The sequence below is a fragment of the Photobacterium sp. 53610 genome (assembly GCF_036409375.1).
Lineage (GTDB): Bacteria > Pseudomonadota > Gammaproteobacteria > Enterobacterales > Vibrionaceae > Photobacterium.
In genome coordinates, this window is record NZ_JAXOFS010000002.1 from 320,614 (window position 1) to 333,411 (window position 12,798).

General features: G+C 50.8%; 9 protein-coding genes. 3 read left to right on the plus strand and 6 right to left on the minus strand.

Going from position 1 to position 12,798, the window contains the following annotated elements:
* From SPK40_RS08030 to SPK40_RS08045, 4 genes are read right to left on the minus strand one after another with little or no spacing between them, the layout of a single operon-like run.
* A complete protein-coding gene (locus tag SPK40_RS08030; RefSeq protein ID WP_330960080.1) occupies nt 1-1,278 on the minus strand; it encodes an NAD(P)/FAD-dependent oxidoreductase in 1,278 nt (425 codons plus the stop codon).
* 12 nt (nt 1,279-1,290) lie between these two features.
* Nucleotides 1,291-2,778, minus strand: coding sequence for an aldehyde dehydrogenase (locus SPK40_RS08035; RefSeq protein ID WP_330960081.1), 1,488 nt, complete (start codon nt 2,776-2,778; stop codon nt 1,291-1,293).
* A 24-nt stretch (nt 2,779-2,802) separates the two neighbouring features.
* Entirely contained in the window at nt 2,803-3,357 is a 555-nt protein-coding gene (gene puuR / locus SPK40_RS08040; protein WP_248142249.1) for an HTH-type transcriptional regulator PuuR, read from the minus strand.
* Nucleotides 3,335-4,108, minus strand: coding sequence for a gamma-glutamyl-gamma-aminobutyrate hydrolase family protein (locus tag SPK40_RS08045; RefSeq protein ID WP_330960082.1), 774 nt, complete (start codon nt 4,106-4,108; stop codon nt 3,335-3,337). The genes puuR and SPK40_RS08045 overlap by 23 nt, the downstream gene beginning before the upstream one ends.
* Before the next feature lie 205 nt (nt 4,109-4,313).
* Between SPK40_RS08045 and SPK40_RS08050 the strand changes: the two genes are divergently transcribed.
* Both SPK40_RS08050 and SPK40_RS08055 read left to right on the plus strand, forming a co-directional pair.
* Entirely contained in the window at nt 4,314-5,660 is a 1,347-nt protein-coding gene (locus tag SPK40_RS08050; protein WP_330960083.1) for a glutamine synthetase family protein, read from the plus strand.
* Nucleotides 5,661-5,686: 26 nt separating this feature from the next.
* Nucleotides 5,687-7,162, plus strand: a complete 1,476-nt coding sequence (locus tag SPK40_RS08055) for a Na+/H+ antiporter NhaC family protein (RefSeq protein ID WP_248142246.1) — start codon at nt 5,687-5,689, stop codon at nt 7,160-7,162.
* A gap of 84 nt (nt 7,163-7,246) precedes the next feature.
* Here the strand turns inward: SPK40_RS08055 and SPK40_RS08060 are convergent, their stop codons facing one another.
* Both SPK40_RS08060 and SPK40_RS08065 read right to left on the minus strand, forming a co-directional pair.
* Nucleotides 7,247-10,429 (minus strand): efflux RND transporter permease subunit, encoded by a 3,183-nt coding sequence (locus tag SPK40_RS08060; protein WP_330960084.1) that lies wholly within the window; start codon nt 10,427-10,429, stop codon nt 7,247-7,249.
* 2 nt (nt 10,430-10,431) lie between these two features.
* Nucleotides 10,432-11,532: an efflux RND transporter periplasmic adaptor subunit gene (locus tag SPK40_RS08065; RefSeq protein WP_330960085.1), complete on the minus strand. Its 1,101-nt coding sequence runs from the start codon at nt 11,530-11,532 to the stop codon at nt 10,432-10,434.
* 457 nt (nt 11,533-11,989) lie between these two features.
* Between SPK40_RS08065 and SPK40_RS08070 the strand changes: the two genes are divergently transcribed.
* On the plus strand, nt 11,990-12,682 hold the full coding sequence (locus SPK40_RS08070) for a DUF4336 domain-containing protein (protein ID WP_330960086.1): 693 nt from the start codon (nt 11,990-11,992) through the stop codon (nt 12,680-12,682).
* The last annotated feature ends 116 nt before the right edge of the window (nt 12,683-12,798 follow it).

The following is a 12,798-nucleotide window of genomic DNA, read 5'->3' on the forward strand; positions in this document are numbered from 1 at the left end:
TTAGATGGCGAGCTTGTCGCGTAAGTTATAGTAAGCGGCCCCAAGCGCCGTAAACGGCACCTGGAAATGACGCCCGCCCGGGAAGGCGTAATGACGCAGAGAGGCGAATGCATCAAAACGCTCAGCATGTCCGGTCAGCGCTTCTGCCAGCAATTTGCCGGCGAGATGCGTACAAGTCACGCCATGGCCGCTGTATCCTTGCAGGTAATAAATATTGTCGGCAAAGCTGCCGAACTGAGGCATCCGGGAATAGGTCAGCAGGAAGTTACCGGTCCAGGCAAAGTCCAGTTTGACGCCTTTCAGTTGCGGGAAGACTTTTTCCATCTTCGGACGGATCAGTTTTTCCACGTTTTCAGGATCACGGGCCCCGTAAACCACACCGCCACCAAAGAGCATGCGGTTGTCCGCAGTGATGCGGAAATAATCCAGCAGGTAATTGCAGTCTTCCACGCAGTAACGCTGCGGCAAGAGTTCGTCACACAGTGCATCAGTCAGTTGTTCTGTGGTCACCACCTGAGTGCCGCAAGGAATCGCTTTATTGCTGATATTGGGTGCCAGTCCGCCCAGATAAGCGTTGCCCGCCAAAACCAGATATTGTGCTTTGACTGAACCCTGAGCCGTATGCGCAACAGGTTTTGCACCTTTTTCAATACGCGTCACAGCAGACTGTTCAAAAATCTGACCGCCGTGTCCCAGTATCACTTCGGCTTCGCCCAGCGCCAGTTTCAGCGGGTGAATATGACCGCCCCGCATGTCCAGCAGACCACCTTCATAAACGTCGGTGCCGACCATGGTTTGCAGCTCGGTTTTATCGAGCATTCTCAGGTCTTTGTTTCCGTAGCGTTCCCAGTTGGCTTTGTGGTGTTTCAGCCCTTCGACCTGTTTAGTGTTCAGCGCAGTGAACAGACCGCCCTGCTTGTAATCACAGTCAATGTTGTGGTCTTCAATCAGGCCGCGAATGATATCGCCACCTTCAAAAATCATGTTGCAGAGCGCATCCGACGTTTTTTTGTCATAACGTTTTTCAATCACGTCGACATCACGGCTGTAACTGTTGACGATCTGACCGCCGTTACGGCCTGTCGCACCAAAGCCCACCTTTGCACTTTCCAGCACAACAACTTTGAAGCCTTTCTGAGCCAGATGCAGCGCGGATGAGAGTCCGCTGAACCCCGCACCGACAATACAGATGTCACATTCAATGTTGTCTGTCAGGGTTGGAAATTCGCGTGTAAAGTTCGCCGTTGAGGCGTAATAAGAACCAGTATGTTGAATCACAGTAAACTCCTTTTAGTACGACTCAAGACGAAGCCAGGTTGTTTTCACCTCGGTGAACTTCTCCAGCGCATGCAGTGATTTATCCCGACCGTTGCCGCTTTGTTTAAAGCCGCCAAACGGCACTGTCATATCGCCTTCGTTATAGTTATTGATCCAGACGGATCCTGCCTGAAGCTGTCGCGCCACCCGGTGTGCACGATCCAGATCTGAAGTCCAGAGCGCAGCCCCCAGCCCGTACGGTGAATCATTGGCTATCGCAATCGCCTCTGCTTCGGTGCGGAACGGAATCACACAAAGCACCGGACCAAAGATTTCTTCGCGGGCCACCGCCATATCATTGCTGACATCGCCCAGCACTACTGGTGATACAAATGCGCCCTGACCGGCAACATCACCGCCGCATAAAACACGGGCACCTGCGGCTTCCCCTGTCGCGACATAACCGAGCACTTTTGCTTTATGCTCCTGATCGATCAGCGCGCCCATGGCAGAAGTCGGATCCAGCGGATCTTTGGGTGTGAATGCTTTGGAAGCGGCAATGACTTTCTCGACGAATGCATCTTTGATGCTTTCATGAACCAGCAACCGGGTTGCGGCGACGCAGACTTCACCCTGGTTGTAAAAACAGCCTGATGCGGTTTCTGCTGCGGCTTTATCCAGATTCTTGTAATCCGCAAAAACGATATTGGCGTTTTTCCCGCCGGCTTCAGCCCAGACACGCTTCATGTTGGACTCACCGGAGCAGATCATCAGCTGACGTGCAACGCGGGTTGAACCCGTGAAAGTGATGCAGTCGACATCCTCATGACGAGCCAGAGCGTCGCCAACTTCATGGCCATAGCCCGGCAGCACCTGGAACACACCGGCAGGGATCCCAGCCTGATTCGCCAGTTTGCCAAGATGAATTGCCGTGAGCGGTGATTTTTCGGACGGTTTCAGAATTACACTGTTTCCTGCTGCAAGCGCCGGACCCAGCTTCCAGCAGGCCAGCCAGAGCGGAAAGTTCCAGGGAACAATGGCGGCAACGACACCAATAGGCTGATGGGTAATATACGCGTGGACATTCACTTCCGTGGTTGCCACTTCACCGTAGGTTTTATCGATGGCTTCGGCGTACCAGCGAATGGCAGACGCCGCGCCCGGAATATCTGTACTGAAACTGTGACTGATGGGTTTACCGGTATCCAGTGTTTCCAGCAGCGCCAGGGTCTCACGGTCCTGTTCAATCAGGTCAGCGAATGCCAGTAACACCGCTTTTCGCTGAGCCGGACTCTGGAACTGCCAGTCACCACGCTGGAAGGCGCTTATTGCCATCTCAACAGCAACTGCGGCATCCTTTGCATCACAACGGGCAACATCGGCAAGGTGTTCATCTGTGGCCGGGTTGATCACCGCAAAGGTGTCGCGACTTTGGGCATCCTGGTATTCACCATGAATGAATGCCCTGCTTTCAATCTCTATCTGCTCTTTCAGTGCTGTCCATTGCTGTTGAGTGTTCATACGCCTTCCTTTCAGGTTGGGACGTCAGAAACTCGCCGGTGTATGTGCGCTGACGATCCGGCAAAGTTTGTCCGTATTGTTTGTAAACTTGTGCGGAATGCTGGTATCGAACAGGTAACTTTCCCCTTCGCGGATAACATAAGTTTTGTCACCCAGCGCCAGTTCAATTTCACCTTCCAGAACGGTACCGCTTTCCTCACCTTCGTGTTTGATGCTAATCAGTCCGGTGCTTGAATGAGGCTGATAGACCTCAATCAGAAATCCCATTTGCCGATCTTTCCGACCATCACAAACCAGCTTCATGGAGACTTGTTCATTCCCCATTTCAATCAGCTGATCCGGTTTGATCACCACAGGACGCTCTTCGAATTTCTGGTCCTGCGTGAAAAACTCCGACAGGGACATATCGAACACCTTCACAATCTTGTGCAGTGAACTGACGGACGGACTCACTTTGCTGTTCTCGATGGATGAGATCGCGCTGTGGGTAATGTCTGCTTTTTCTGCCAGTTCACGCTGCGATAATTTGTGTTCTTTTCTCAGCTGTGCAATTTTTTTACCAATGAGTTCTGATTCCATCTTTAAGGCTCCTTCGCTGTGAAGCCGATATCATAAACTGATCAAACAAAATTCGTGAAAAATGGTTTTCCGTCGCTTGCCATTCTGGGTGCCACTGCACACCAATGAAGAACGGGTGCGCCTTTAAACTAAAGGCTTCAATCAATCCATCCGGTGAAACCGCCTCCACGGTCAGACCAGAAGCTAACTGCCGCACCCCTTGCCCGTGCAAAGAATTCACCTGAATGTTATCCAACGGCGCCAGCCACTCAGCGAAGGTGCCATTGTCAGAAATATTTACCGGATGCGCCGGAGCATACTTCATTGCCATGTCATTCAGAGGGCTTTCCCGATGGTCCTGAAACCCTGCCACTTCATGAACTTTCGGATGCAGTGTGCCGCCAAGCGCCACATTCATTTCCTGAAAACCACGACAAATCCCCAGAATCGGTACTTCTTGCTGAATGCAGGTGTCAATCAGTGAGAACGACAGCGCATCCCGGCCTTCATCTTTTTTGGGCTCATCATGCTCAGCGCCGTAACGGCCCGGCGCGACATTGGAGTGGCTGCCTGTCAGCAACACACCATCCACCAGTGAAATCAGCTGCCTGATTTCCGCTGCTGAAGAACCGGCAGGAAACAACACCGGATTTGCCCCGAACTGCTTCACTGCATTGAGATAGAACTCATTCACACTTTGAATGCCATAGCCTTCCAGTGATTTTTTACAGCAGACAACGCCAATAACCGGGCCAGTTTGTGTTGAGTTCATTTTCAGTCTCTCCTGCAACTCGTGTTCGATTTATTGAACAAACCTAGCTTAGAGCACGAATGAAATGCAACCCGTAATTTACAAGAATGTTACTAAAATTTGATCGACGTTCGATATTTTGAACAATTTGCGCACAATTATTGCCATTTCTCGATCATCTGTTAAATATAAGTTACAGGATGTATCCACACGAGGTGTTTCGTGAATGAACGGATTTAAAGAAGAAGTTAAAAATTTTAAACAAAAATGGCCTGAGGTGAGATTTGTTGATCTGCTGTTTACAGACATCAATGCCACCCCGCGAGGCAAGCGAATTCCGATTGAAGCAGTTGAAAAGATTGAAAAAGGGGTTTATCTCCCTCTCTCGACAATTTCACTGAGTATTGAGGGTAACGTCGTCGAGGAAGCAGGATTAGGAGAAGCACTGGGTGAACCCGATCATATCTGTTATCCGGTTCCGGGGACGCTGACACCTACATTTAATCCTGAAGTCGCACAGGTGATGCTGACCATGATGGATGAGTCCGGCACAAAACCGACAGAGCTCTCCATAAGGAATGTCCTGATGAACCTGCTGGAACAGCTCCATCAGAAAGGCCAGTACCCGGTTGTTGCAATCGAGCTGGAGTTTTATCTGCTGGATAAACAGCGGGATGCTTTGGGTGGGATTCAGCCACCACTGAACCCGGTCCACCACGACAGAGAACACCGTTCTGATGTTTATAATGTTGAAAATCTTGATGATTATTCTTCATTTCTGAGTGATCTGAATGACGCCGCCGTCCAGCAGGGCCTGAACACTTCCGGTGCGTTGTCTGAATCTGCTCCCGGACAATTTGAAATCAACTTCAACCATCAACAGGATGTCGTCGATGCCTGTGATCAGGTGATTCTGGCCAAGCGCCTGATTCGTCAGGTCGCTCAGGCACATGATTTTGATGTGACCTTCATGGCGAAACCTTTTGCCGATGAAGCCGGTAACGGTAAACACATGCACCTGAGCGTGATTGATCCGGAAGGCAATAACCTGTTCTCCGATCCGCAAGGACAAGCCAGCCCCTTCTATTATCAGACTCTGGCCGCCATGCTGGCGATGATGCCTGATTCGATGGCACTGCTGTGTCCGAGTGTGAACTCATACCGAAGATTCTCCGCTTCAATGTATACCCCAACCCATGCAAACTGGGGGGAAAACCACCGCGGGGTTGCACTCAGGATTCCCATGAGTGACAGCAATAACCGCCGCATTGAACATCGTATCGCTGGCGCAGATGTCAACCCTTACGTTCTGGCATCAGTGATTCTGGCTGGCCTGCTTGCCAGCGAACGTTTTACTTTTGAGCAATGCCCACCACAACTGGCCGACAATGCGGTAGAGTTACCTCTGCGCATGCCGGACGCACTCATAAAGCTTGCATCAAGCGAGCTAATGTCGATGTACCTACCGCAACCCTTTATCTCGCTTTATCTAGCATGCAAGCAACGTGAACTGGCGGACTTTGAAAAAACCGTCACGCCACTGGAAGTTGACTGGATGCTTCATTCAGCATAACTGAAAGATAAGAAAGGAATTCTTGTATGACAGTGAAAACACCCACAATCGATGCGCCACAAAAGCCGAGTGTAAAAAGCATGTCGGCGATTCTGGCGATTGCCGGCATCATCGGAACCTTCACCATGATTGGTAATACCCATGAAGCCGGAACCGCTTATGGCTGGTACAGCCTGTTGCCGACACTTTTTGTTCTGGCCGTAGCGTTACTGACGCACCGAACGGTCGAAGCCCTGTTCAGTGGCGCACTGGCCGGCCTGATCATGATTGATCCGCAGCAGATCGTCGGCAACGTCGTCAGCATGTCCATGGATGTCATGATGGATGAAACCATTGCCTGGCTGATTCTGGTCTGTGGCCTCATGGGCGGCTTGATCACCATTCTGGAAAAAGGCGGCAGTATCCTGAGCTTCAGTGAAGCACTGGTGACCAAAGTCAAAAGCAAACGACAGTCAATGATTCTGACGTTCGTGCTGGGTATTCTGGTTTTCATTGATGATTACCTCAATGCCATTGCGATCTCTTCTTCCATGAAGCGCATCACCGACAGTTATCAGATCTCCCGTGAGAAGCTGGCCTATCTGGTTGATTCCACTGCAGCGCCGGTTTGTATCCTGCTGCCGATTTCAACCTGGGCGATTTTCTTCAGCTCGCTGCTTGAAGACAATAATGTTGCTTCTTCAGGAAAAGGCATTACTGCTTATATTGAGGCAATTCCGTATATGGCGTACGGCTGGGTAACCCTGCTGGTGGTCTTGCTGGTTGCCTTGGGTAAGATTCCGGATCTCGGAGCCATGAAAGCGGCAGAAAAGCGTGCGCAGAATGGTCAGGTTCAGCCTGAAGGTGGTGTCGATATCGCACTGGGCGCAGATGTGAAACCACATCCGAATTCGACCATTGGCGTACTGAACTTTGTCTTGCCGATGGTCGTGCTGGTCGCGGCAAGTTGGTACTTCGATATCGACCTGCTGGCGGGTGTTTTCGTTGCCATGATTTTCACCATGTGCCTGTACGGTGTTCAGCGTCTGATGCCGGCCAACACCATGTTTGAAGCCGTTTACGATGGTATCAAAATCATGATGCTGCCACTGGCGACTGTTATTGCCGGTTTCATGCTGAAAAACGTCAACGACCAGCTGGGTCTGACACAGTATGTCATCGAAACGGTTGCGCCATGGTTGTCAGCCAAGATGTTCCCGGCTGTGATTTTCCTCGTGATGGCAGCATTGGTTTTCGCTACTGCATCCTCCTGGGGACTGTTTGCGGTTGCAATGCCGATTGTATTCCCGCTGGGTGCACATTTAGGTGTGCCAGTCTCAATTACGATTGGTGCCCTGTTGTCGGCCTCTGCAGCTGGTAGTCACTCATGTTTCTTCAGTGACTCCACTGTCCTGTCTGCGCAAGGCAGCGGTTGTACCGCCATGCAGCACGCCCTGACGCAAATTCCTTATGCGCTGATTGGTATTGTTGCAACCGCCGTGTTTTTCTTTGCGATTGCCTGATCACGAGTAACTCAATCAGCCCAAGAAAAAACCGCCACCTGAAAAGGTGGCGGTTTCCTTATATGAGCAGCTTCAGTCAGATGATCAGCTGACACGCTCCAGCGCTTTCAGTTCAGATTCAGTCTGACCCTTTTCCGCTTCGTCAATCAGGTGTGGCGAATTTTGGTTCCTGTGTTTCTCGGCTTTTCGCTGCTGCCGGTGAATCCCCAGTGCCAGCATGCAAGGGGTAATCACCAGTGTCAGAACGGTTGCGAAAGCCAGACCACCTGCAACCGCAGTCGCGAGCTGGGCCCACATCTGGGTCGATGGCGCTCCGAACTCCACTTTACGCTGAATCAGATCCACGTTGACCATCATAACCATCGGCATTAAACCGAGAATCGTGGTCACTGTGGTCATCAGCACAGGACGCAGACGCTGAGCACCTGTCCGGAGAATCGCTTCAATCGCTTCCATTCCCTGATTGCGCAGGACGTTATAGGTATCGATCAGAACGATATTGTTATTCACCACAATACCGGCCAGCGAAATAATCCCGATCCCGGACATGACGATCCCAAACGGCTGGTTGAACACCAGCATGCCCAACAGAACGCCAACAGTCGAAAACAGTACGGCCGACAGGATCAAAAATGCCTGATAGAAGGAATTAAACTGTGTTACCAGAATAATCGCCATAACTGCCATCGCGACCATGAATGCTTTGCTGAGAAACGCAGAGGCTTTCTCCTGTTCCTCATTCTCACCCCGCAGTGTGATCTGCACTCTTGGATCCAGTCCCAACTCCGGCAGACGTGCCATCACCTCTGGCAGCACTTTACTCAGGTTATAACCCGGTGCCATATCTGCCATGACCGACAATGCCTGACGTCCATCAACTTTCTTGATGGTATCGAGCTTATTCGCAGCCTGCAGCGTACTGAAGTTGCTCAGGGGAACCTGTCCCTGTGCCGTTTTCAGACGCAGCTCTTCCAGCCGGGTAATGTGACGGTATTGTTCAGGGAAACGCACCCGAATATCCATCTCATCATCCACGTCATCAGCACGGTACTCGCCCAGTGTCAGACCTGTGGTCACAAACTGGACGTTGTTACCCACCAATGTTGCATCAGCACCGAATCGCGCGGCGTCACGGCGATCGACTTTGATTTGCCACTCAATACCGGGTTTTGGGCCTGTATCATCAATATTGGTGAATGCCGGATTGGACTCAAGTTCCTTCCTGACCTTGCTTACGGTCTCTTTCAGCAAGTCCGGGAAACGAGAACTGAGCTGAATGTTCACGTCTTTATCCCCTGTCGGCGGACCGGATTCATCCTGCTTGACTTCAATTTCCAGACCGGCCAAACCGGCAGTCCGTGCTTTAATGGCCTCGACCGTTTCAGCGGCCGGACGACGGTCCTGCCAGTCAATCAGATTCACCCTGAGCATGCCGATTTTGTCATCTCCGCCCGTACGGGCATAGAGCGTTTCAATCTCAGGCAAATCCAGGATCCGGGACTCGACTTCTTTTATCAGAACATCTTTTTCTTCGATAGATAAATCGCCCTGAGATCGCACCACGATATTAAAGCCTTCAGGCTCGACTTCCGGGAAGAATTCAGTGCCGTTACCCGCTTTTCCGTACAGCACAATCACCGCAGCAGAAAATGCCAGCGCACCAAACAGAACTTTCCATGGGCGTTTGACTGCTGCTTTCAGCACACGTACGTAAGCACCGGTCAGCCCGGGCAAATGTTCGATATCGCCTTCTTCGGCTTCAATCAGTTGCTGACGTTTTTCCACTGAAATCGGACGCGGTCGGCCAAACAAACCTCCCAGTGTCGGGACAAAGATCAAGGCCATCAGCAGCGAAGCCACCAGCGTCATGATTAGGGTCAGCGGCAGAAACTTCATGAACTCGCCCATAATGCCGGGCCAGAACAAGAGCGGACCAAATGCTGCCAGCGTCGTTGCGGTTGAAGCGATAATGGGCCATGCCATCCGCTTGGATGCCTTTTTATAGGCTTCGCTTCGGGGCGTCCCTTCGCTCATTTCCCGATCGGCGTATTCTGTCACCACAATCGCGCCGTCAACCAGCATCCCCACTGCCATAATCAGGGCAAACAACACCACCATATTGACGGTATAGCCCAGCACAGAGAGTGCCAGAATCCCGGTAAGAAATGAGCCGGGAATTGCAATACCCACCAGCATGGCAGTTCGTCCGCCAAGAATGGCGATAATGACGATCACCACCAGCAAGATCGCAGACAGGACGTTGTTTTGCAGGTCGTTGAGCATCGTTTTCACATGCTCTGACTGATCACCGGTATAGTCGACCTGAATGTTAGATGGCCAGAACTCACGCTCACTCTCAATCAGCGCTTTCACTTTATCAACCGTTTCGATGATGTTCTCACCCGGGCGCTTCTTCACCTCAAGCGATACCGCCGGCTGGCCATTCACCCGTGCGTAAGACTGAGCATCCTGAAAAGTCCGGCGCACCGTCGCCACATCACCAAAGGTCACGACTTTGTCACCGGATACTTTCACCGGCATATCCATCACATCTTTGATGTTGTCAAAAACGGACGGCAACTTGATTGGAAACCGACCCTGACCGCTGTCCAGCGTACCGGCTGCAACCAGACGGTTATTTCTGGAAATCAGATTGTAGATATCTTCCTGATCCAGGTTGTAGCTTTCCATCAGCAGCGGATCGACCAGAATTTCAATCATGTCTTCCCGGTCGCCACCAATGTCGACTTCCAGCACTTCCCGCATGCCTTCAAGCTTGTCTTGCAAATCCCGTGCAATCGTGATCAGTGCCCTTTCCGGCGCTGGGCCAGACAGCATGACGGTAACCGCCGGACTTTCCGAAGCCATCGTCACTTCGTTTACTGTCGGTTCATCGGTCTCATCCGGCAGCTTGGCTTTCGCCAGACTCACTTTCTCACGAACATCAGCCAGCGCTTCTTTCGTATCGCCCCCCGCTTCAAACTCAAGCAGGACTGAGGCATGACCTTCGCTGGCTGTCGACGTCATTTCCTTGACGCCGTCAATCCCACGCAGTTCCTGCTCCATAGGCCTTAACAGCAAGCGTTCGGCATCTTCCGGCGAAATACCACTGTGAGAAATGGAAACATAAATAAAAGGTATCGTAATATCCGGTTCCGCTTCCTTTGGAATACTGTGATAACTCATATAACCGCTGATCAGAAGCAACAGCAAAACCATTACAATGGTGCGGGTGCGATGCAATGCTGCATCAATAATCCCAAGCATCCTCAGTTCTCCATTTTAATTGCTTCTACTTGATCACCCGCGCGGACAAAACCCTGTCCTACCGTAATCACATCCACTTTACCGGAGAACCCACCTAACCAGGTGCCATCACCATCGCTTTTCACAACTTTAACCGGCGTAAAGACAACGTGATCCTGAACCACTGTTTTGACTCCAAGGTTACCGACTTCATCCAGTGCCAATACCGCAGGCGTTACTTTGATGGCTTCCGTTTGTTCCAGCGGAACCTGTAATTCAGCACTGGTCCCGGCCAGCAAGTGAAGATCGGGATTGGCAAGAGACACTTCGATCCGGAAAGTATTCGTTTCTTCATTCGCGACTTTCGAAATATACCGGACCTTGCCTGATGCCTGTTCATTCCCAATCAAACGGGCTTCCGCTTCCTGATTCAGGCGAATATGCTGGATATCACTTTCTGTGACATCGGCGCGAACGATCAGCGGGTCTATATCCGCAATCATACCCACCGGATCGCCGGGCTGAACGTAGTCACCCACTTCAACCATCCGGTCATTCAGGATGCCGCTGAGCGGTGCGCGAATAGTTGTTTTTTCCAGCATCAGCGTTAATGACGCAACATTTGTCTGTGCATCAACCAGTGCGGCTTCAGCCTCAGCAAGTCTTGCCCGGCCCTGAAACCCCTTTGAGTTAAGCTGTTTCGCCCCGTCAAATTCTATCTGACGCTGCTTCAGCAGTGCTTTGGCCCGTCTCAGCTGATCGGGTCTGTCATCTTTCGCCAGATTGGCAATAACCTGCCCTGCTTCCACATAACTTCCGCGCTGCGCAACCACTTCAATGATTCGTCCGTCCACTTCAGCTTTTACAGTGGCCTGACGATTCGGTTCGGTTTTGCCATAAAGGGTCAGGCTGCGAAACACCGGTTCAGCCTCAAATGTCGTAATACGGACTTTAGGAGCAGGTGCCTGCGAAGCTTGCTTCTCGGGTCCGTCATTCTGCGCAGACTGGCTTTCTCCTGCGCCCTGCCCGGAAAGCATCCAGCCAATAATCGCCAGCGTAATGACAATGGCATAAATATAAGGTCTTGCGGCCAGCCACCTGGACACGGCACGTAGTCCTCTCATCCTGTTCTCCTTTTTATGACGAAACGTCACAATGACCACAACTCAAGTCTAATGCAATTTCAGTCGACTCATTTTAATTTATGATAAGAGACTGAATAACAGCAGAGAGCCGTTACTGATAAAAGCGACAAATATATTGGGGGACATTTTACTTACAGGGTGAATAGATAAAAAGCTTAGTTTCTTTATTTTTTCTTTATTCATCTGAATATGTTAACTCTGATGAAAAAATACAAAATTACATTTAACTGTGAATCATTGTCACATGAATGACACCAAGAATTCATTGATTCTTTTCTGACGGAAACCACTGCAGTCTCACAGCGATTGATGACCACACACAACTGATAACCCACTATAATAAATAGATGAATTTTTCATGAGACCTGTATACCTGAGGGCTGCAATCTCTGATACACTCCGCCGGAAATGAGGGGTCGCTTTAAGGAATAAAGCAATGATTGAATGGAGTAAGGACCGAATCTGGTATATGGATATGCCATTGAAACGTTTTGGTGTGCCTGTTGGCTGCCGGATGACGGTCATTCGCCTTGAAAATAACAATCTGCTGATCCATTCCCCCATCCAGCTCACGACAAAAATTCAGATTGAACTGTCAAAACTTGGCCGTGTTCAGGCCATTGTCACGCCAAACCTGAACCACCACCTTTTCCTTTCCGAATGGTGGCTGGCTTATGCTCAGGCAACTTTCTATGCAGCTCCGGGACTCGAACTGAAACGCACTGATCTTGTCTTTGATGATGCTTTGGGTTCCCATTCCCCGGAACAATGGCGCGGCCAATTATTGCAAACCGTCATGCGGGGAAGCGATAAAGTTGAGGAGGTTGTCTTTTGTGATCCGGTCTCGCAGACGCTGATCCTGGGAGATACACTGTCCTGGCTCCACAACAGCCATCATCCCGCCACTATTGCTCTGGCGATCGCCAATGGCTGTTATTTCAAACCTGCCATGCCGCTCTACTGGCGACACAGCTTTCAGAACAAAACGCGCCTGAGACAATCCCTTCAGGAAATTCTCACTTGGCCCTTCGAGCGAATCTTATTTGCTCACGGACAAGTCATTCCCGCGAATGGTAAGCACATCTTTTCTCAGGCCTTTCGCTGGGCACTAGGCACCTCAAAGGCCTGACGCAGGACCATCGCACACTCAAGCGCAGCTTTTACACCTTTGCCATCAGATTGTCAGCTTTTCTCCGGATGATGAGCCATGCTGATAACTAATGGCAGCAATAAAAGCAGGAGTGG